The organism is Pseudarthrobacter sp. LMD1-1-1.1, from assembly GCF_040676255.1.
Lineage (GTDB): Bacteria > Actinomycetota > Actinomycetes > Actinomycetales > Micrococcaceae > Arthrobacter.
The window spans coordinates 122,070-141,348 of record NZ_JBEGHP010000001.1; the positions used below are offsets into that span (position 1 = coordinate 122,070).

The window sequence follows — 19,279 nt, forward strand, 5'->3', positions numbered from 1 at the left end:
GGATGAGGGTGTGTTTCCGTTCCTCGGTCCAGCCGGCGCTGATCGATGAATACCGGCGCCGGCACGCCGCAGTGTGGCCGGAAATGCTGAACGCCCTCAAGGAGGCGGGGTGGCACAACTACTCCCTGTTCCTGGGCGGGGACGGGCTCCTGGTGGGGTACGTGGAGTGCGACGACTTTGACGCCGTCCGCGCCCGCATGGCCCTGACGGAGGTGAACGCCCGCTGGCAGGCCGAGATGGCAACCCTGTTCGAGGACTCCGGCCAGGCGCCCGACGAAGGGTTCCAGGTGCTGGAGGAAGTCTTCAATCTCAACAGCCAGCTGGCGGCACAGCCCCCCGCAGGCTGACCGGCAGGACGCGGGACGCAGGACCACCGGCGCACCGGAACAGCAGGCAACTGCCAGCAGGCACGCTCCAGCAGCGGGGCACCAACCAAACGCATCAGACAGACGCTCAACACCGGAAAGAACCAACATGAACGACGTAGCAACGGCGCTGGGCAGGCTCGGGGAGCTTGCCATCGAGGTCCCTTCGTGGGCCTATGGAAATTCAGGTACGCGGTTCAAGGTGTTCGGCACGCCCGGCACGCCGCGGACGGTCCAGGAGAAGCTGGCGGACGCCGCCAAGGTCCACGAGCTGACCGGCCTGGCCCCCACTGTGGCGCTGCACATCCCGTGGGACAAGGTGGACGACTACTCCGCCCTCCGGGAGTATGCGGCGGGGCTGGGCGTGGGCCTGGGCACCATCAACTCCAACACCTTCCAGGATGATGAGTACAAGTTTGGCTCCCTCACTTCCTCCAACCAGGCCGTCCGGCGCCGGGCCATCGACCACCACCTCGAGTGCATCGACATCATGCACGCCACGGGTTCGCAGGACCTGAAGATCTGGCTGGCGGACGGCACCAACTACCCGGGCCAGGATGACATCCGCGGCCGCCAGGACCGGCTGGCTGAGTCCCTGCAGGAGATCTATGCGGCCCTGGGGGATGGGCAGCGCCTGGTGCTGGAGTACAAATTCTTTGAGCCGGCGTTCTATCACACGGACGTGCCGGACTGGGGCACCTCCTACGCCCAGACCCTGGCCTTGGGGGAGAAGGCGTTCGTCTGCCTGGACACCGGCCACCATGCGCCGGGCACCAACATCGAGTTCATCGTGATGCAGCTGCTGCGCCTGGGCAAGCTGGGTTCCTTCGACTTCAACTCCCGCTTCTACGCCGACGACGACCTGATCGTGGGTGCCGCCGACCCGTTCCAGCTGTTCCGCATCATGCACGAAGTGATCCGGGGCGGCGGGTACGGCAAGGACTCCGGTGTGGCGCTCATGCTGGACCAGTGCCACAACCTGGAAGAGAAGATCCCCGGCCAGATCCGCTCCGTGCTCAATGTCCAGGAAATGACGCTGCGCGCCCTGCTGGTGGACACGGCCGCCCTGGGCGAAGCGCAGCGTGCCGGCGATGTCCTGGCCGCCAACGGCATCTTCAACGATGCCTTCTACACCGACGTCCGGCCCATCCTGGCCGAGTGGCGTGAATCCCGCGGCCTGCCCGCGGACCCGATCGCCGCCTTCAAGGCGAGCGGTTACCAGAAACAGATCAACGAGGACCGCGTGGGCGGCCAGCAAGCCGGATGGGGCGCCTGATTCAGCTATGACGAACAAAACTGTGGAAGACCTGATCTCCCGTTCCAACCGCCTTGGCGCGGACAAGCGGAACACGAACTACGCCGGCGGCAACACCTCCGCCAAGGGCACCGAAAAGGACCCCGTCACGGGCGACGACGTCCAGCTGCTCTGGGTCAAGGGTTCCGGCGGTGACCTGGGCACCCTGAAGGAGCAGAACCTTGCGGTGCTGCGCCTGGACCGGCTGAACGCTTTGAAGAATGTCTACCCGGGCGTGGAACGGGAAGACGAGATGGTGGCCGCGTTCGATTACTGCCTGCACGGCAAAGGCGGGGCCGCCCCATCGATCGACACTGCCATGCACGGCCTGGTGGACGCCGCGCACGTTGACCACTTGCACCCGGACTCCGGCATCGCCATTGCGACGGCTGTGGACGGGGAGGCGCTGACCACCAAGATCTTCGGTGACAAGGTGGTCTGGGTTCCCTGGCGCCGTCCCGGTTTCCAGCTGGGCCTGGACATCGCCGCGATCAAGGACGCCAACCCGCAGGCCATCGGCACCATCCTGGGCGGCCACGGCATCACCGCCTGGGGCGCCACCAGCGAAGAAGCAGAGCAGAACTCGCTGTGGATCATCGACCAGGCCGAAAAGTACATTGCAGAGAATGGGAAGGCCGAGCCCTTCGGTGCCAGGCTTCCCGGCTACGCGGCCCTGCCCGAAGCCGAACGCCGTGCCAAGGCCGCAGCCCTGGCACCGGTGATCCGCGGCCTGGCCTCCACGGACAGGCCGCAGCTGGGGCACTTCAGCGATGACGCCGTCGTCCTTGACTTCCTGGAGTCCGCGGAGCACCCAAGGCTGGGCGCCCTGGGGACCTCCTGCCCGGACCACTTCCTGCGCACCAAGGTCAAGCCGCTGATCCTGGACCTGCCGGCCGACACCTCCATCGAGGACTCGATCTCACGGCTCACAGAACTCCACACCGCCTACCGCGAGGACTACCAGGCCTACTACGACCGGCACAAGGACGCGGACAGTCCGGCCCTGCGCGGCGCGGATCCGGCCATCGTGCTGGTCCCCGGCGTGGGCATGTTCTCCTTTGGGGCGAACAAGCAGACCGCCCGGGTGGCCGGCGAGTTCTATCTCAACGCAATCAACGTCATGCGCGGCGCGGAGGCCATCTCCACCTACGCCCCGATCGAGGAATCCGAAAAGTTCCGCATCGAGTACTGGGCGCTGGAGGAAGCCAAACTGGCCCGGATGCCCAAGCCGAAATCCCACGCCACCCGGGTTGCCCTGGTGACCGGTGCCGCGTCCGGCATCGGCAAGGCCATCGCCACACGGTTGGCGTCCGACGGCGCGTGCGTCGTCATTGCCGACCTCAACCTTGAAAACGCACAAAAGGTCGCCGAGGAGCTGGGCGGTGCCGACGTCGCCATCGGGGTCCAGGCAGATGTCACCGACGAGGCGCAGGTGTCCGCGGCCATCGACGCTGCTGTCCTGGCGTTCGGCGGCGTGGACCTGGTGGTCAACAACGCCGGCCTGTCCATCTCCAAGCCGCTGATGGAAACCACCGAAAAGGACTGGGACCTCCAGCACAACGTCATGGCAAAAGGCTCGTTCCTGGTGGCCAAGGCCGCGGCGAAGGTCATGATCGCGCAGGGCATGGGCGGGGACATCATCTACATCTCCTCCAAAAACTCCGTGTTCGCCGGCCCCAACAACATCGCCTACTCCGCCACCAAGGCAGACCAGGCCCACCAGGTGCGCCTGCTCGCCGCCGAGCTGGGCGAGCACGGCATCCGCGTGAACGGCATCAACCCCGACGGTGTGGTCCGAGGCTCCGGGATCTTCGCCGGCGGCTGGGGCGCCAAACGTGCCGCGGTCTATGGCGTGGACGAGGAAAAGCTGGGCGAGTACTACGCGCAGCGCACCCTGCTTAAGCGCGAAGTCCTGCCCGAGCACGTGGCCAACGCCGCCGCCGTCCTCACCAGCAACGAACTGTCCCACACCACCGGCCTGCACATTCCCGTGGACGCCGGAGTGGCGGCAGCCTTCCTGCGGTGAGTACGTTGCCACTCGACGCCGAGGGTGGGGTGTTCGCCGCCGTCGACATCGGCGCCTCCTCCGGGCGGGTGATCCTGGGCCGCGTCTCCCGGGACGGGGTGGCGCTGGAAACCGTCCACCGGTTCCCCAACGGAGTGGTGGAGCGCGACGGCGGCCTCCGCTGGGACTTCGACGCACTGTTCGCGGAGGTGCTGGCGGGACTCCGTGCGGCCGCCGCGGCGGCGGCAGCCCGGGGCGAAAAGATCGCCAGCGTTGGCATCGACACCTGGGCCGTGGACTACGGGCTTGTGGACAGCGCGGGGAACCTCGTGGCGCAGCCGTACAGCTACCGCGACGACCGCAGCAGGACCGCCGTCGCGCCCGTCCACGCCAAGCTGGACCCCGCCCGCCTGTACCAAACCACGGGGCTGCAGTTCCTGCAGTTCAACACCATCTACCAGCTGGCCACTGAGAAGGACCTGGACGGGCTGCAGGCCCTCCTGATCCCGGACCTGATTGCGTTCCTGCTCACCGGGGTGCGGCGGACCGAGGCCACCAACGCCTCCACCACCGGCCTGTTTGACGCCGTGGCGGGGGAATGGGCCACCGAATTCTTCGCGACGCTGGGACTGCGGAAGGACCTGTTCCCGCCGCTGATCCAGCCCGGCGAAACCGTCGGAACACTCCTGCCGGACATCGCCGGGCAAGTGGACCTCCCGCCGGAGACCCCTGTGGTGGCGGTGGGCTCGCACGACACTGCCTCCGCCGTCGTGGCCGTTCCCGCCGTGGCAGACGGTGGCCGCGGGGAGAACTTCGCGTACATCTCCTCCGGCACGTGGTCCCTGGTGGGGCTGGAACTGAAGCATCCGGTCCTCACCGGGGCCAGCCGGGAAGCCAACTTCACAAATGAACGCGGCGTGGACGGCACCATCCGCTACCTGCGGAACGTGGGCGGACTGTGGCTGCTGAGCGAATGCCAGCGCACCTGGGCCGGTGAAGGCTTCCAGCCCGACCTCGCCGCCCTGCTCACCGCCGCTGCGGCCCTCCCCGTCGGCGGGCCGCGGATTAATGCCGACGACCCGTACTTCATCGCCCCGGACAACATGCCAGGGCGCATCCGCGCGGCGGTCCGCCGTACCGGCGAGGTCCTGGCCGATGATCCCGCGGCCATCACCCGCTGCATCATGGACAGCCTCGCGGCCGGCTACGCCAGGACCATCACCACTGCTGAACGCCTCGCCAACCGTGAAGTGGACGTGGTGCACGTGGTGGGCGGCGGCTCCCAGAACACCCTGCTCTGCCAGCTCACCGCCAACGCCACCGGGCGCCCGGTGGTGGCCGGACCCGTCGAAGCCACCGCCCTGGGCAACGTGCTGGTCCAGGCACGGGCCGCCGGAGCCGTCGACGGCGGGCTGGCCGAGCTCCGCCGGATAGTCGCCACCGGGACCAGCCTGGACCGGTACCAGCCACTTGTCGCTGCGCGCCAAGGATGCGTGAATTAGGAATGCCCCTCTTCGACCTTCCCCTGTCCCAGCTCCGCAGCTATACCTCCGAGGTCACACCGCCGGGTGACCTCAAGGCGTTCTGGGATGCCACCCTGGACGAAGCGCGGGCCTTTCCGCTCGACGCAACCTTCGAACCGGTGGACAACTACCTCACGGTGATCGATACGTTCGACGTCACCTTCTCCGGCTTCGGCGGCGCGCCCGTCAAAGGCTGGCTGCACCTGCCGGCCAACCGGGAGGCAGGCGTCAGGCTGCCGGTGGTGGTGAACTACATTGGCTATTCCGGCGGCCGCGGCCTGGCCAACCAGGACACACGGTGGGCACAGGCCGGGTACGCACACTTGATCATGGACACCCGGGGCCAGGGGTACGGCGGCACGCTGGGGGACACCGCGGATCCCCACCCCTCCGCGGGGGATGTGGCGCACGCGGGCCTCATGACCAGGGGCATCGCCAGCCGGGAGGACTACTACTACCGCCGTGTCTACGTGGACGCCTTCCGCGCGGTGGAGGCTGCCCAGGCCCACCCCGCCGTCGATCCCGCCAAAGTGGTGCTGGCCGGTGTCAGCCAGGGCGGTGGCCTGGTGGTGGCCACGGCGGGGCTCACCGCGGGACGGCTCGACGGCGTCATCGCCGCGCTGCCCGACGTCCCCTTCCTGCAGGACTTTCCCCGTGCCATCGACATCACTCCGCGGGGGCCCTATCCGGAGATCGCCCAGTTCCTGGCGCGGCACCGGGACCGCTACGACGCCGCACTTGGCGTCCTGAACTATTTCGACGGCGTCAACCTGGCCCGCTGGGCCACCGTTCCGGCGCTGTACTCGGCTGCGCAAATGGATGACATCTGCCCGCCGTCCACGGTGTTCGCCAGCTACAACGCCTACGGGACCGGCACCGACGCCTCATCGGCCACCGGTGCCGTGAAGGACATTGAGGTGTACCGGTTCAACAACCATGAGGGCGGCCAGGAACACCACTGGGTCCGCCAGCTGCAGTTCCTGCGGAAGCTCCTGGGGTAGGCTGCGGCGCCGGAATGTGACGCAACCGATTTTGCGGCCGCCGCGTGCCGGGTTTATGGTCTCTTCCATGACTAACCGTTGGTATGCGTATTTTTCGTTGGCTCTGGAGGGGCCCGCGTCTAACTGACACGCATCCAACTTCCTTCAGAGCCAACAGGGCAGAGATCATTCTCTGCCCTTCGCCGTTTCTCCGGCGGGTTCTGAAATCCGGGCCCGCTTCCCATCTGGAACAGGACCCCGAACATGAGCACCGCAACAGCAGCCGCCCCCGCCAGCGCCACCAAGTCCACGTCCAACCTGCGCGTCAGCGAATTCACTGCGCTGCCCGCCCCGTCGGCGCTTCTCACCAAACTGCCGCTGGGGGACCGGGAGGCCGCCGTCGTCGAACGCGGACGCGACGAAGTGCGCGCCATCATGGACGGCGTGGACGACCGCCTGCTGGTCATCGTGGGCCCCTGCTCCATCCACGATCCCAAGGCCGGGCTGGAGTACGCCCGCCGGCTGGTCAGCCAGGCCGAGAAGCACAAGGAAGACCTGCTGATCGTCATGCGGACCTACTTCGAGAAGCCGCGCACCACGGTGGGCTGGAAGGGCCTGATCAACGATCCGCGGCTGGACGGCAGCCATGACATGGTGACCGGCCTGCGCACCGCCAGGCAATTCCTGCAGCAGGTCACGGCGCTGGGCCTGCCCACCGCCACTGAATTCCTGGAGCCGATCAGCCCGCAGTACATGGCGGACCTGATCTCCTGGGGAGCCATCGGTGCCCGCACCACCGAGAGCCAGATCCACCGCCAGCTGGCTTCCGGGCTCTCCATGCCCATTGGCTTCAAGAACGGGACCGACGGCGGCCTGCAGGTTGCCATCGATGCCTGCGGTGCCGCCGCGGCGGCCCAGGCCTTCCTGGGGATCGACGGCGAAGGCCGGGCCGCGCTGGTGGCAACGGCAGGAAACCCCGACACCCACGTCATCCTCCGCGGCGGCCGGAAGGGCCCCAACTACTCGGCGGCCGATGTGGAACGCGCCTCCACCGAACTGGCGGGCAAGGGGCTCAACCCCCGCCTGATCGTTGATGCGAGCCACGCCAACAGCGGCAAGAGCCACCACCGGCAGGCTGAGGTGGCGCTGGAGATCGGTGCCCAGCTTGAGGAAGGCGGCGCAGCGGCCCGGGCAGTGGCCGGTGTGATGCTGGAAAGCTTCCTGGTGGGCGGCGCCCAGAACCTTGACGTTGCGGAACACGCCGCGGGACGGGCGGAACTGGTCTACGGCCAGAGCGTTACCGACGCCTGCATGGACTGGGATGTTTCCGCGTCAGTCCTGGAGCAGCTGGCGGCGTCGGCACGGAAACGCCGGGCCTCGAATTAGGGGGCGAAATAGGGGAAACACTACTTTCACATCTGCCACATGAACATCTAGAGTATCTGTTTAGGTGGTTGGTGGATGGCTCAGCATCGGAACACCGCATTGGCACGTACCTGGGGTCACTGTTGTCCATCCGTCAGCAAAGGAAAATAGGGAAATGTCGGCAGAACAGAACTTCTCCAACGCGAAGTTCCTGACCGTGGCTGAAGTGGCCGAGGTCATGCGCGTCTCCAAAATGACTGTTTACCGCCTGGTTCACTCAGGCGAAATGCCCGCGGTGCGCTTCGGCCGCTCCTACCGTGTCCCCGAAAACGCCGTCGAACAGTACCTCAAAGGTGCTGTTGTGGACGGCCACACCGAGACCGCCTGAGGCGGCCTGTCCCGAGCCGCCCCCGATAAGCGGTACCCTGTTAAGGAACGTTTTACGTCATTGTAAGAATCTGTCAGTTGTTCAGTTCGTAGCTTTGTCCGCGGACATTCCCCATCAGGCAGGTACTGCATCTAGTTTGTAAGGAACTTTCGTGGGTTCAGTTATCAAGAAGCGTCGCAAGCGTATGGCCAAGAAGAAGCACCGCAAGTTGCTTCGCAAGACCCGTCACCAGCGCCGCAACAAGAAGTAGAGATACTTCGAACAGCGTGGAAATGCCCGTCGCCTTCCAAAGGCGGCGGGCATTTTTTTGTCTTCAGGGTTTAGACTGCAGGCTTTTGGCTGCGGCAGGGTGGTTTATGCCCGGGGACCGCGGATGCGGGCGAAGCCCTTCCAGAGGCCGTAGACAGCGCCGCCGAAGGTTGCTGCCTTGAGGCCCAGCGTGGCAGCGCGGCGGCCCGCGCGGAAGTCATAAACGGGCCAGTTCCGGTCCCGGGCGTGCCGGCGAAGCTTGGCGTCCGGGTTGATGGCCACGGGGTGTCCCACCAGTGACAGCAGCGGCACGTCGTTGTAGGAATCGCTGTACGCCCAGCAGCGTTTGAGGTCCAGGCCCTCCTGGTCCGCAATTCCCTGGACCGCTACGGCTTTGGCCGAGCCGTGCAGGATGTCCCCCACCAGGCGCCCGGTGTACATGCCGTCCGACACCTCACCTACTGTCCCGAGCGCTCCGGTCAGCCCCAGCCGGGTGGAGATGACTGTTGCCACTTCGATGGGGGTGGCCGTCACCAGCCAGACGCGGCGGCCCACCCGCAGGTGCTGTTCCGCCAACGCCTTGGCGCCGGGCCAGATCCGCGATGCGATCATCTCGTCGTAGACTTCTTCGCCGAGGGCCTTGATGTCGTCAACGGTGATGCCGGCGGCCAGCGTCAGGGCCGAATCACGGACCGCATGGACGTCGTCGATATTCTCACCGCGCGCCACGAACTTGAACTGCTTCCACGCGAATCCGGCCGCCTGGGCCAGGGTGAACGCGCCGCGCTGGTGCATCTTCCGCGCCACGTGGAAGAGGCTGGCGCCGCGCATCAAAGTATTGTCCACATCGAAAAACGCCGCTTCACCGGGCTGCGGCGCAGCAACCGGCCGCGTGACGACGGCGACGTATTTCTCCTCGGGCATGGACTTGAGTCTAGTCAATCCACCCGCTGGCCGCCGTCGGCGTCACCCGCACGGCGCGAACGGCGATACCGTTAAGCCATGGCTACCCCCCGCGTCGTCCTGGTCACCAAAGCTGACTGCCACCTTTGCGAGGAGGCGCGCGACGCCGTCGGCCGGGTCACTGCCTCGTTGGGCCTTACCTGGAGCGAAGAGCTGGTGGACAACCAGCCCGAACTGCGGGAGCGTTACGCCGAAGAGATCCCCGTGGTCCTGGTTGACGGGGTGCAGCGCGACTTCTGGAAGATCGACGAAGCCCGGCTGGAACGCGTCCTGCAGCGCGCCATGGCCAATTAGGGGGATGCGAGTGACGTCCTTGGATTCAACGTCCCAGCCTGTCCCGGGCGTCCCGGATGCCGCGGGTGCACCGGCAAAGCAAATTCCCCCTGCTGCCGTGGCCCGGTTGACCCTGTACCTCCGGGCCCTGAACACGCTGCTGGCCGAGGGTGTTGAGCGCGTCTCCTCTGACTCTTTGGCGGAAGCCTCCGGCGTCAGTTCCTCAACGCTGCGCAAGGACCTGTCCCACGTGGGGTCCTACGGCACCAGGGGAGTGGGGTACGAGGTCCAGTACCTCAGCCGCCACATTGCCGCGGCCCTGGGGCTCACGCATGACTGGAAAGTGGCCATCGTCGGAGCCGGAAACCTGGGCAAGGCGCTGGCACGCTACGGCGGCTTTGAATCGCGTGGCTTCGATGTGGTGGCCATCTTCGACGCGGACCAGATGGTGGTGGGCAACGAGGTGGGATGGCTGCGGGTCAGCGACGTCGCGGACCTTGAGACCGTCCTCCACCGCACCGGGGCCAACATGGTGGTGCTGGCGCTTCCTGCGGCGGTGGCGCAGGGCATCTGCGACCGGGTGGTGGCGGCGGGCGTGCACAGCGTGCTCAGCTTCGCACCGGTAATGCTCCAGGTTCCGGAAGGGGTCAACCTCCGCAAGGTGGACATGGCCACGGAGCTGCAGATCCTGGCCTACCACGCCCAGCGGGCGCAGGCGCCGGGGCAGACAGCCTAGGGGCACGGTTTAAAGGCGGCGGCCCGGGATGCTGGACATCCCGGGCCGCCGCTGCGTTCTGTGGTTGGTGGTCAGCGCCCGTAAGGGTTGCCGAAGCCACCGGAATACGGGTTGGCGAAGGGCTGCTGCTTCCGGAAGTAGGGGGCAGCGGCAGGGAGGTAGAGCAGGACGATGGCGGCGATCCCCAGGACGGTCCCGATCGTTGCAAAGGAGGGGATTCCGAACAGGCCGAAGACCGACAGTGCAGCAAAGACGGTTCCCAGGATGCGGGCCCAGTTCTTGCCCTTGCGGATGAAGAAGGCCACCAGCAGGTAGAGGGCGGCGCCGATGATGCCAAAGACCACCAGGGAGCCGGCGATGAAGGGCTTGATGTCGTCGTAGGTGATGTCCGCCCCGCTGGCCCGGACCTGCTGTTCAAATTCCTGCCGGAACTGCGGGGCATCCAGCTGGGTGAGGTTGACGAGGATGGAGATGACATAGATCGCGGTGGCCGCGATCAGCAGCCAGAACGCGATGTTCACCAGCTGGGGGACGCCGTTGCTGCCGGCCGGCTGCGGCTGCTCCGAGGGGTACTGGCCGTAAGGGGACTGGCCATACGGCGACTGCCCGTACTGGGGTGCATTCTGGCCGTAGCCCGGGGCCTGCGGAGCGTTCTGCCCGTACGGGGAACCGTACTGCGGCGCGTTTTGCCCGTACTGCGGCGCTGCGGGCGGTTGGGAACCGTACTGGGGCTGGTTCTGCCCGTACTGGGGAGCGTTCTGGCCATACTGCGGCGCGTTCTGGCCGTAGCGGGGCTGCTGTGGTCCGGGCTGCTGGCTACCGGACTGGCCGTTCCCTGGCTGGCCATTGCCGGAGTGGGGGTCTTGGGGCGCGGGAGGCGGGACGGGAGGAGTACTCATGGCGTTCCTTCTGCAGGTCGGGATCCAGGTAGGCTGCCGGGAATCGGTCCTCAGCCTTCCCCCCAGCGTGGCTTAAGTCCACCGTACCCCCGGCGGGTGGCGTTGTGGGTGATTCAGGCGGGATCCACGCCCGCGGCCGGCAGGTGAACCCGGGGGAAAGGCCCTTGGTTAAACACGGCACCCCGGTACCGGGCCGGGATGGCCTGGTACCGGGGTGCCGTGAACGGGGAAACTTATGCCGCGGGGGCGATGAAGGCCAGTTCCAGGTTGATGGCGACCTTGTCGCTAACCAGCACGCCGCCGGCCTCGAGGACGGCGTTCCAGGTCAGGCCGAAGTCCTTGCGGCTGATGGTGGTTTCGGCGGTGAGGCCGGCGCGGGTGTTGCCGAACGGATCGACGGCCACACCGTGGAGCTCGGTCTCGAGGGCCACGGGACGGGTGACGCCCTTGATGGTGAGGTCGCCCTGGAGTTCGTAGGCATCGCCCTTGGGGACGATCGAGTTGGAAACGAAGGAGATTTCCGGGAACTTCTCGACGTCGAAGAAGTCTTCGCCGCGGACGTGGCCGTCGCGGTTGACGTCGCCGGAGTCGAAGCTGGCGGTCTTGATGGTGGCGTTGACCTTGGAGTCGGCCACGTTCTCGGCGAGGTCCAGGGTGGCCTCGGCTTCCTTGAACTGGCCGCGGACCTTGCTGATGCCCGCGTGGCGGACGGTGAAGCCGATCTCGCTGTGGGAGTTGTCCAGGGTCCAGGTGCCGGTGGTGACGTCTGCGGGAAGTGCCATGATGTTGCTCCTTGGTGTGAATGCTGCTGGGGTCGTGCGGTTGAACCTTCATCGGTTGAAGTCTCAACTAACTTGCTGCATCCAGTATAAACATGCGTTTGCATCTTTTGTTCCCGGTTTCGGAACATTTCTTCAGAAACTGGAGTTCTACTCTTTGTAGAAAGCACGTGCGGAAGATTTCGGATCGCACGCCATCTTTGAGAAACTGGTAAACATGCCCCAAGCCACTGTCCATCTGCTCCGCCACGGCGAGGTCCACAATCCCGACGGCGTTCTCTACGGACGGCTCCCGGAATTCCACCTCTCTGAACTGGGGCAGGAGATGGCCCGGATGCTTGCCGAACACTTCCGCGAGCGTGCCGCGGGCGGCGCCCGGATCACCTACCTGGCCGCCTCGCCGCTGGACCGTGCGCAGGAAACCGCGCGGCCGACGTCGGAGGCGCTGCACCTGCAGATCCACACCGACGGGCGCATCATCGAAGCGGAAAACTACTTCGAGGGCATGAAGGTCACCAAAGCCGAACTCCGCCGGCCGAGGCACTGGCCGCGCCTGGTCAACCCGCTGCGCCCGTCATGGGGCGAGCCGTACAAGCAGCAGGCCGCGAGGGTGGCGGCTGCCGTCCAGGACGCCCGGCTGAAGGCCATCGAACTGGCAGCCGGCGACTTCGGCGCCGCCGGCCCCGAGGCCATCCTGGTCAGCCACCAGCTGCCCATCTGGGCGGCACGGCTGAGCGCGGAGGGCCGGCCGCTGTGGCATGACCCGCGCAAGCGCCAGTGCACCCTGACATCCGTCACGTCCCTGGTGTTCGACGACGACGGCTCGCTGGTGCGGGTCGAGTACAGCGAACCCGCGGCGTCCCTTCTTCCCGGTGCCGCCAGCACCCCTGGAGCCTAGCAGTGAGCAACAACAACCTTCCCTCGCGCCGCAGCATGCTTGCAGCAGGCGGCATGGCCCTGACCGCGCTGACCCTTGGCCTCTCCGGCTGTGCCCAGGAGGATGCGCTGGCCAAGCAGGCCAAGGCGGGAGACAACAAGAACTACGTTGCCGGCGACGGCTCCGTGACCGAGTTCGCCGCCGGGGACCGCAAGGAAGCCGTGCAGATCCAGGGCGCGCTCTTCAGTGGCGCCGCGGTCACCCCGGCCGACTTCCAGGGCAAGGTCAGCGTCCTGAACTTCTGGTTTGCCGCCTGCGCCCCCTGCCGCGTGGAAGCGCCGCTCCTTGAGGAACTGCACCAGGAGTTCAAGGACCAGGGCGTGCAGTTCTTCGGCGTCAACCTCCGGGACGAGAAGCCCACGGCAGAGGCTTTCGAAAAGACCTTCAACCTCACCTACCCCAGCTTCGACGACAAGGACGGCGGCGTCCTGCTGTCCGTGTCCGGCCTGGTGCCGCCCGGGGCCGTGCCCACCACCCTGGTGCTGGACAAGCAGGGACGGGTGGCCTCCCGCGTCCTCGGCGAAATCGAGAAGGGCACCCTGAAAGCCCTCATCACCGCCGCCGTGGCGGAATAGGGACAGGCCGGGACCGTGAACAGCCCCTTCGCCGAAGCCATCCTCAGTGGCTCCCTCCTGCTGGCAATTCCGGTGGCCCTGCTCGCCGGACTTGTGTCTTTCCTTTCCCCCTGCGTCCTTCCCCTGGTGCCCGGTTACCTGGGATATGTCACCGGACTGAGCGGAGTGGACCTGCAAAAGCAGAAACGCGGCCGGATGCTGGCAGGCATCGGGCTGTTCGTCCTGGGCTTCTCGGTGATCTTCGTCCTGCTGGGCGGCGCATTCGGCCAGCTGGGTACCCTGATCACGGGCAGCCAGAACGCCTGGATCACCCAGCTCCTGGGGATCCTGGTCATCATCATGGGCATCGTCTTCATGGGCGGCTTCAGCTGGCTGCAGCGCGACGCGAAGATCCATGCCAAGCCGCCCGCCGGGCTCTGGGGAGCGCCCCTGCTGGGCCTGACCTTCGGCCTGGGCTGGGCCCCGTGCATCGGCCCCACGTACTCCGCCGTGCAGCTGTTGAGCCTTTCCGGCGGATCCTCCGCCGCCAAGGGCGCCTTCCTTGCCTTTGTGTACAGCCTGGGACTGGGCATCCCGTTCCTGCTGATCGCGCTGGCCCTGCGCCGGGGGATGGGCGTCATGGCGTTCTTCCGCAAGCACCGCCTGGCCATCCAGCGGACCGGCGGCGGGGTCCTGGTGGTGCTCGGGCTGCTGATGGCCACCGGCGTGTGGGGTGCCTGGGTGACCGGGCTGCAGTACTGGTTCCAAACCGATGTGAAGTTGCCGATCTGATGAGCGAGCGTGTGAACGTAAAGAAGAAGCAATCCGCCCCTGTCGCAGAGGCGAAGGCCCAGGCTGCCCTCCCGGCCCTGGGACCCAAGGGCATGCTCCGGTGGGCCTGGACCCAGCTGACCAGCATGCGCACCGCGCTGTTCCTGCTGCTGCTCCTCGCCGTCGCCGCCGTCCCCGGATCACTGTTCCCGCAGCGGCCGGCAAACCCGGCCGTGGTGACCCAATACATCAAGGACCACCCGGACTACGGCAAGCTGCTCGATTCCCTGCAGCTCTACGATGTCTACTCCTCGGCGTGGTTCTCCGCGATCTACCTCCTGCTGTTCATCTCCCTGATCGGCTGCGTGGTGCCGCGGGCCATCGCCCACTACAAGGCCATGCGCTCACAGCCGCCGCGGACCCCGCAGCGCCTCTCCAGGCTGCCGGAATACGGCACCCTGGTGATCCCAGCCAGTGCCGCCGTCCCGGCGTCGGACGCCATCAACGGTGCGGCCGGCCTGCTGCGCAAGCGCGGCTACCGGGTGGAGGTCAGGGATGCCGACGGCGCCCTTCCGTCCCTGGGTGCCGAACGCGGCTTCATGAAGGAAGTGGGCAACCTGGTCTTCCACACCTCGCTCATCGGCGTGCTGGTGTCCGTGGCCGCCGGCGGCCTGTTCGGATACAGCGGCCAGCGCATCCTGGTGGAAGGCGACACCTTCGTGAACACCCTGGTGGGCTATGACCAGTTCAACCCGGGCACCAACTTCCAGTCCAGCCAGCTCCAGCCGTACTCGCTCCAGCTGGACAAGTTCAACATCACCTTCGACCGCGAGTCCCGGGGCAAGTTCGGCCAGCCCATCGATTTCGCCGCCACCGTGACCACCAAGGAAAACCCGGACGCTCCGCCCAAGCAGGAGATCCTGAAGGTCAACGACCCCGTGAGCCTGGGCGGCACCAGCATCTACCTCACGGGCAACGGCTACGCGCCGGTGGTGACCATCCGGGACGGGGCGGGCAACGTGGCCATGCAGGGCCCGGTGGTGGCCAAGCTGCAGGGCGAGAACTACTACTCCTCCGTGGTGATCAAGGTCCCCGACGCCCAGCCGGACCAGCTGGGCTTCGTGGGCTTCTTCCTCCCCACCGCGTTCGTGACGGACAAGAACGTCTCCTTCAGCGCCGACCCTGAGCTCTTCAACCCGCAGCTGACCCTGAACTCCTACTACGGCGACCTGGGCCTGAACAAGGGTGCTCCGCAGAACGTCTTCGAACTGGACGTCAAGAACCTGACCCCGCTCAACGCCAGGAACCTGGCCGCCGGGGGCATCACGCTGGCGCCCGGCTCCACCTACACCCTCCCGGACGGCAAGGGCAGCATCAGCTTTGACGGCGTGAAGCGGTACATCGGCGTGGACATCCACCACAACCCCGGGCAGTTGTACGCCCTGATCTTCGCCTTGCTGGCTGTGGCCGGCCTGATCCTTTCGCTCTACGTCAACCGCCGCCGCGTCTGGGTGCGCACCGGCACCGCTGACGACGGCCGCACCATGGTGGAATACGGGCTGCTGGCCCGCGGCGAGGACCACCGGCTGGCGGGCGAGGCGGCCGCGCTGCGGAAACTGTTCGCCACCGAGTGGCAGCTGGACGACGAGGCCGCGCCTGACGCTGCTGCCCCCGAAAATACTGCCCCGTCCCAGCAAACTCCCAGCCGGACAGGCGATAATGTCGCAGGCTCCGCCGAAAAGGCCGAAGGCTCCGTCACCACCCCAGCAGGCCCCACCGGGCCCGAAAAGGACCAGTAATGCCATTTGGAATCAACGAAACCATGGGCCAGTACAGCGAACTCTTCATGCTGCTGGCGGCGGGCACCTACACAGTGGCCTTCATTGCCTTCGCCTGGGACCTGGCCAAGAGCAGCAAGGCCCTGCGCGCAGTTGACCTGAAGGCCGCCCAGGCCGGGGCTGCCACCAAGGTTCCCGTGGCCGCCGGTGTTGGCGCCGGCTCTGCCGGGGCGCGCCTGGACGGGCCCGCCGACCGGGCCGAGCGTCCGTCGTCGTCCGCTGCCAAGGCCGGCGACGCCGGGGCAGGCGGTGTCGTAACGGCCGACGGCGACATGAAGTACGCCACGGAGCGCCGGGTTCCGGCGCGGGTCGCCGTGGCCCTGACCACCCTCGCCGTCCTCATCCACGGCGCCGGCGTGGTCACCAGGGCCCTGGGCGCGGGCCGCGTGCCGTGGGGCAACATGTACGAGTTCCTCACCACCGGCGCGTTCCTGGTGGCGGCCGTGTTCCTGCTCTCGCTGATCCGGCGCGACCTGCGCTTCCTGGGTACCTTCGTGGTGGGCCTGGTGATCATCATGCTGGTGGCTGCCTCGGTGGCCTTCTGGACCCCCGTGGGCCACCTGGTCCCCGCCCTCCAGAGCTACTGGCTGGTCATCCACGTATCCATTGCCGTGCTTTCCTCGGCCCTGTTCACCCTGACGTTCGCGATGTCCGCCCTGCAGCTGGTGCAGTCCCACCGGCAGAAGACCGTTGCAGCCGGCGGCGCCGACAAGCTCGGTTTCATGCGCCTGGTGCCCTCCGCGCTGAGCCTGGAAAACCTCTCATACCGGATCAACGCCATCGCCTTCATCGGCTGGACCTTCACCCTCATGTTCGGTGCCATCTGGGCGGAAAAGGCATGGGGCCGGTTCTGGGGATGGGACACCAAAGAGGTGTGGACGTTCGTGATCTGGGTTGTCTACGCAGGCTACTTGCACGCCCGTGCCACCCGCGGCTGGACCGGGACACGCGCCGCGTGGCTGTCGATCGTGGGCTACCTGTGCGTGATCTTCAACTTCACCATCGTGAACCAGTTCTTCAATGGGCTCCACTCCTACTCCGGCCTCTAGAAACGGGCCCTTTCCGGGCCTTGGGCGGGGAATCCACCCGCATCGCGGCAACTGGCCGCTAAATAACCATTCGATGTAGCAACAGGGCTGTCCGAGGGTCCGTCGGAAATGCTACGTTGGTGACGTTCACTGTGATGAAGCTTGCATGTGGACCGCCAGCCTTCCGAGGTAACCATGAGCTACGCTCTCGCCGTAGACGTCGGGACCAGTTTCACGGCAGCCGCCGTTGTTCGTTTTCACCAAGGTCCCTCCGCTGCGCCTGAGTGCCTGCCTTTGGGCGCGCGTGGAGCATCGGTTCCCTCCGTGGTGTACTTCCCGGAGGAAGGCACTGTCCTGGTGGGCGAGGTCGCGGAACGCCGCGGACTGGACTCGCCGGAACGCGTGGTGCGGGAATTCAAACGCCGCATCGGCGACGACGTTCCCATCATCCTGGGCACCCTGGCGCTGCAGCCGGAGGACGTCTTCGCCACCATGGCCCGCTGGGTGGCAGACCGCGCCGCCGAACGCGAGGGGGGCCCGCCGTCGGCCGTCTACCTCACCCACCCCGCTGCCTGGGGCAGCCACCGCCTGTCCGTCATCCGCACCGCCCTCGCCGCCCACGGCCTGGAAAACGTCACCCTCCTTCCCGAACCCGAGGCCGCGGCGCTGCACTACGCCTCGCAGGTGCGGGTGGAGGAGGGCAGCACCATCGCGGTGTACGACCTCGGCGGCGGCACCTTCGATACCGCGGTCCTGCGGAAGTCCGGCAGCAGCCGCTTCGAACTGCTGGGCCGTCCGGAGGGCATCGAAGACCTGGGCGGGGCCGACTTCGACGCCGCCGTGTTCAGCTATGTTGCCGGGCACTCCGGCACCGCCCTGGCAGACCTCGACCCCGCCGACCCCGCTGCCCTCGGGGCCTTGGCCCGCCTCCGGCGCGAATGCGTGGAGGCCAAGGAAGCCCTGTCCTCCGACAGCGAGGCAAGCATTCCCGTGCTCCTGCCCGGCGTCCAGCAGCAAATCCGCCTGGTCCGTTCCGAGTTCGAGGCCCTGATTGAAGAGCCCGTACGGGAAACGGTGGACGCGCTGGAGCGCTCCCTGGCCCAGCTGCACCTGGAACCGGCAGACCTGTCCGCGGTGCTGCTGATTGGCGGCTCGTCCCGGATCCCCCTGGTAGCGCAGGTGGTGTCGGAGGAACTGGACCGGCCCATCGCCGTTGACGCGGATCCCAAGTCCTCCATTTGCCTCGGCGCGGCCGTGGCCGCGCTTCTCGCGCACGCCGCAGCCCGCGCAGAAGCGGCAGCGCCCCAAACTGACGCGGCAGGAATTGAAACGTCCGCCGCAGCGGCGCCGCCCGCCGTCGTGCCCTCCGCAGTGCCACCGGCACCCTCCGGACCAGCCCTGCCCAGCTGGTCACGCAAATATGCGACGACGGCTGACGCCGGCGCGGGGCACGGGGCCGTCCGGACTGCGCGGCGGGGGGAAAGAGGGGCACATGCCCCGAAACCCACCGTCCGGGTCACGGCTGTTGCCGCTGCCGCAGCCCTCCTGACGGTCCTCACCGCCACTGCCGCGCAGAGCCCCGACGGCTTCGGAAGCCTCACCGCCATGTTCGTACCGCAGGCCGGAGCGAGCACCGACGGCGGATCCGCAGGCACCGGCGGGGCGGAAACACCAGGTGGAGGGGGAGGAGCAGCAGCCATTGGCGCGCCCCAGCCGCTCGCGGGCGTGGAGGCCAGCGCCAAAAAGCCAATCGCGCAGCAGCCCGGGCTCGACGTGTCCGCCTCACCCACCAGCAGCCAGGCCGCGGCCGGCGGCGCCACGGCGGGTAGGCCTGCGGCCGCCGGCGCAGCCCCTGCAGCGGATCCGCCGTCAGCAGCCGGGGGCAGCACTCCGGGGACAGTCATCGTTCCCGATTCAGCCACCATAGGCCCCGCAACGCCAACGGCCACCACGCAACCCGTCCCTACCGCGCCTGCCCCCACTGCCACCCCGGCCCCAACAACCGCCCCGCCCACGTCCACTGCCACGCCAACACCGACGACGCCGCCGCCGGGCACATCCTCGCCCGGCACGACCGTCGACCCCACGCTTGGCTCCGGAACAGCTCCCGCCGACCCCGGGACGTCTTCCCCCACCACCGGGGGAGCGACCCCCACCATCCTGCCCACCACCATGGCGGCTCCGGCCCCCACGGGTGACCCGCTCGTGTCCCCCACGGCCGACCTAACGCCCACCCCGACCGTTGCACCTTCACCCACGCCGGAGGAGTCCACCGTGACTCCGACGGACACTGCCGTCGCAACGGCCACGACCACCTCTCCGGGGGCCTGAC

The 19,279-nt window shown here is 67.2% G+C and carries 19 protein-coding genes; 16 read left to right on the forward strand and 3 right to left on the reverse strand.

From position 1 onward, the window contains the following. Positions 1-2: 2 nt before the first annotated feature. The 8 genes from MRBLMD1_RS00580 (at position 3) to MRBLMD1_RS00615 (ending at position 8,170) form a co-directional block, all read left to right on the forward strand. Positions 3-347 (forward strand): L-rhamnose mutarotase, encoded by a 345-nt coding sequence (locus MRBLMD1_RS00580; protein WP_159630814.1) that lies wholly within the window; start codon positions 3-5, stop codon positions 345-347. A gap of 127 nt (positions 348-474) precedes the next feature. Then, positions 475-1,641 (forward strand): L-rhamnose isomerase, encoded by a 1,167-nt coding sequence (gene rhaI, locus MRBLMD1_RS00585; protein ID WP_364396472.1) that lies wholly within the window; start codon positions 475-477, stop codon positions 1,639-1,641. Between the two features lie 7 nt (positions 1,642-1,648). After that, the gene (locus tag MRBLMD1_RS00590) at positions 1,649-3,685 is read left to right on the forward strand and encodes a bifunctional aldolase/short-chain dehydrogenase (protein WP_364396475.1); all 2,037 of its coding nucleotides are present in this window, start codon (positions 1,649-1,651) and stop codon (positions 3,683-3,685) included. Continuing rightward, a complete protein-coding gene (locus MRBLMD1_RS00595) occupies positions 3,682-5,166 on the forward strand; it encodes a rhamnulokinase (protein WP_364396478.1) in 1,485 nt (494 codons plus the stop codon). Before MRBLMD1_RS00590 ends, MRBLMD1_RS00595 begins: the two co-directional genes overlap by 4 nt. Positions 5,167-5,168: 2 nt before the next feature. Further along, entirely contained in the window at positions 5,169-6,188 is a 1,020-nt protein-coding gene (locus tag MRBLMD1_RS00600; RefSeq protein ID WP_364396481.1) for an acetylxylan esterase, read from the forward strand. A 243-nt stretch (positions 6,189-6,431) separates the two neighbouring features. Then, a complete protein-coding gene (locus tag MRBLMD1_RS00605; protein WP_159630824.1) occupies positions 6,432-7,553 on the forward strand; it encodes a 3-deoxy-7-phosphoheptulonate synthase in 1,122 nt (373 codons plus the stop codon). A gap of 154 nt (positions 7,554-7,707) precedes the next feature. Next, positions 7,708-7,920 (forward strand): helix-turn-helix domain-containing protein, encoded by a 213-nt coding sequence (locus tag MRBLMD1_RS00610; protein WP_043452394.1) that lies wholly within the window; start codon positions 7,708-7,710, stop codon positions 7,918-7,920. A gap of 151 nt (positions 7,921-8,071) precedes the next feature. Next, a complete protein-coding gene (locus MRBLMD1_RS00615; protein ID WP_003792170.1) occupies positions 8,072-8,170 on the forward strand; it encodes a 30S ribosomal protein bS22 in 99 nt (32 codons plus the stop codon). 104 nt (positions 8,171-8,274) lie between these two features. Here MRBLMD1_RS00615 and MRBLMD1_RS00620 read toward each other — a convergent pair whose 3' ends face one another. After that, positions 8,275-9,093 (reverse strand): HAD family hydrolase, encoded by an 819-nt coding sequence (locus MRBLMD1_RS00620; RefSeq protein WP_159630826.1) that lies wholly within the window; start codon positions 9,091-9,093, stop codon positions 8,275-8,277. Between the two features lie 78 nt (positions 9,094-9,171). On the opposite strand from MRBLMD1_RS00620, the gene MRBLMD1_RS00625 reads away from it, so the two are divergent. Both MRBLMD1_RS00625 and MRBLMD1_RS00630 read left to right on the forward strand, forming a co-directional pair. Then, positions 9,172-9,426 (forward strand): glutaredoxin family protein, encoded by a 255-nt coding sequence (locus tag MRBLMD1_RS00625; protein WP_159630828.1) that lies wholly within the window; start codon positions 9,172-9,174, stop codon positions 9,424-9,426. A gap of 10 nt (positions 9,427-9,436) precedes the next feature. Continuing rightward, positions 9,437-10,141: a redox-sensing transcriptional repressor Rex gene (locus tag MRBLMD1_RS00630; RefSeq protein ID WP_364396486.1), complete on the forward strand. Its 705-nt coding sequence runs from the start codon at positions 9,437-9,439 to the stop codon at positions 10,139-10,141. A gap of 71 nt (positions 10,142-10,212) precedes the next feature. Here MRBLMD1_RS00630 and MRBLMD1_RS00635 read toward each other — a convergent pair whose 3' ends face one another. Beyond that, a complete protein-coding gene (locus MRBLMD1_RS00635; protein ID WP_159630832.1) occupies positions 10,213-11,040 on the reverse strand; it encodes a hypothetical protein in 828 nt (275 codons plus the stop codon). 233 nt (positions 11,041-11,273) lie between these two features. Next, on the reverse strand, positions 11,274-11,822 hold the full coding sequence (locus MRBLMD1_RS00640) for a YceI family protein (RefSeq protein ID WP_159630834.1): 549 nt from the start codon (positions 11,820-11,822) through the stop codon (positions 11,274-11,276). Positions 11,823-12,036: 214 nt separating this feature from the next. Here MRBLMD1_RS00640 and MRBLMD1_RS00645 point away from each other — a divergent pair, with 214 nt between their 5' ends. From MRBLMD1_RS00645 to MRBLMD1_RS00670, 6 genes are all read left to right on the forward strand, one after another. Continuing rightward, positions 12,037-12,717: a histidine phosphatase family protein gene (locus tag MRBLMD1_RS00645; RefSeq protein ID WP_364396490.1), complete on the forward strand. Its 681-nt coding sequence runs from the start codon at positions 12,037-12,039 to the stop codon at positions 12,715-12,717. A gap of 35 nt (positions 12,718-12,752) precedes the next feature. Further along, positions 12,753-13,331: a TlpA family protein disulfide reductase gene (locus tag MRBLMD1_RS00650; RefSeq protein WP_159635196.1), complete on the forward strand. Its 579-nt coding sequence runs from the start codon at positions 12,753-12,755 to the stop codon at positions 13,329-13,331. Positions 13,332-13,346: 15 nt separating this feature from the next. Further along, entirely contained in the window at positions 13,347-14,102 is a 756-nt protein-coding gene (locus MRBLMD1_RS00655) for a cytochrome c biogenesis CcdA family protein (RefSeq protein WP_364396493.1), read from the forward strand. Further along, positions 14,102-15,880 (forward strand): cytochrome c biogenesis protein ResB, encoded by a 1,779-nt coding sequence (gene resB, locus MRBLMD1_RS00660; protein ID WP_364396496.1) that lies wholly within the window; start codon positions 14,102-14,104, stop codon positions 15,878-15,880. The genes MRBLMD1_RS00655 and resB overlap by 1 nt, the downstream gene beginning before the upstream one ends. Further along, positions 15,880-16,968, forward strand: a complete 1,089-nt coding sequence (gene ccsB, locus MRBLMD1_RS00665) for a c-type cytochrome biogenesis protein CcsB (protein WP_364396499.1) — start codon at positions 15,880-15,882, stop codon at positions 16,966-16,968. The genes resB and ccsB overlap by 1 nt, the downstream gene beginning before the upstream one ends. Positions 16,969-17,142: 174 nt before the next feature. Continuing rightward, entirely contained in the window at positions 17,143-19,278 is a 2,136-nt protein-coding gene (locus tag MRBLMD1_RS00670) for an Hsp70 family protein (RefSeq protein ID WP_364396502.1), read from the forward strand. Position 19,279 lies beyond the last annotated feature (1 nt).

What these genes read in the sequence shown, in the direction of transcription:
- MRBLMD1_RS00610 (WP_043452394.1), top strand. Translation starts at nt 7,708, where the DNA reads ATGTCGGCAGAACAGAACTTCTCCAACGCGAAGTTCCTGACCGTGGCT.
- ccsB (WP_364396499.1), top strand. Translation starts at nt 15,880, where the DNA reads ATGCCATTTGGAATCAACGAAACCATGGGCCAGTACAGCGAACTCTTC.
- MRBLMD1_RS00640 (WP_159630834.1), bottom strand. Translation starts at nt 11,822, where the DNA reads ATGGCACTTCCCGCAGACGTCACCACCGGCACCTGGACCCTGGACAAC.
- MRBLMD1_RS00600 (WP_364396481.1), top strand. Translation starts at nt 5,169, where the DNA reads ATGCCCCTCTTCGACCTTCCCCTGTCCCAGCTCCGCAGCTATACCTCC.
- resB (WP_364396496.1), top strand. Translation starts at nt 14,102, where the DNA reads ATGAGCGAGCGTGTGAACGTAAAGAAGAAGCAATCCGCCCCTGTCGCA.
- rhaI (WP_364396472.1), top strand. Translation starts at nt 475, where the DNA reads ATGAACGACGTAGCAACGGCGCTGGGCAGGCTCGGGGAGCTTGCCATC.
- MRBLMD1_RS00670 (WP_364396502.1), top strand. Translation starts at nt 17,143, where the DNA reads ATGAGCTACGCTCTCGCCGTAGACGTCGGGACCAGTTTCACGGCAGCC.
- MRBLMD1_RS00605 (WP_159630824.1), top strand. Translation starts at nt 6,432, where the DNA reads ATGAGCACCGCAACAGCAGCCGCCCCCGCCAGCGCCACCAAGTCCACG.
- MRBLMD1_RS00625 (WP_159630828.1), top strand. Translation starts at nt 9,172, where the DNA reads ATGGCTACCCCCCGCGTCGTCCTGGTCACCAAAGCTGACTGCCACCTT.
- MRBLMD1_RS00645 (WP_364396490.1), top strand. Translation starts at nt 12,037, where the DNA reads ATGCCCCAAGCCACTGTCCATCTGCTCCGCCACGGCGAGGTCCACAAT.
- MRBLMD1_RS00650 (WP_159635196.1), top strand. Translation starts at nt 12,753, where the DNA reads ATGCTTGCAGCAGGCGGCATGGCCCTGACCGCGCTGACCCTTGGCCTC.
- MRBLMD1_RS00580 (WP_159630814.1), top strand. Translation starts at nt 3, where the DNA reads ATGAGGGTGTGTTTCCGTTCCTCGGTCCAGCCGGCGCTGATCGATGAA.
- MRBLMD1_RS00620 (WP_159630826.1), bottom strand. Translation starts at nt 9,093, where the DNA reads ATGCCCGAGGAGAAATACGTCGCCGTCGTCACGCGGCCGGTTGCTGCG.
- MRBLMD1_RS00635 (WP_159630832.1), bottom strand. Translation starts at nt 11,040, where the DNA reads ATGAGTACTCCTCCCGTCCCGCCTCCCGCGCCCCAAGACCCCCACTCC.
- MRBLMD1_RS00590 (WP_364396475.1), top strand. Translation starts at nt 1,649, where the DNA reads ATGACGAACAAAACTGTGGAAGACCTGATCTCCCGTTCCAACCGCCTT.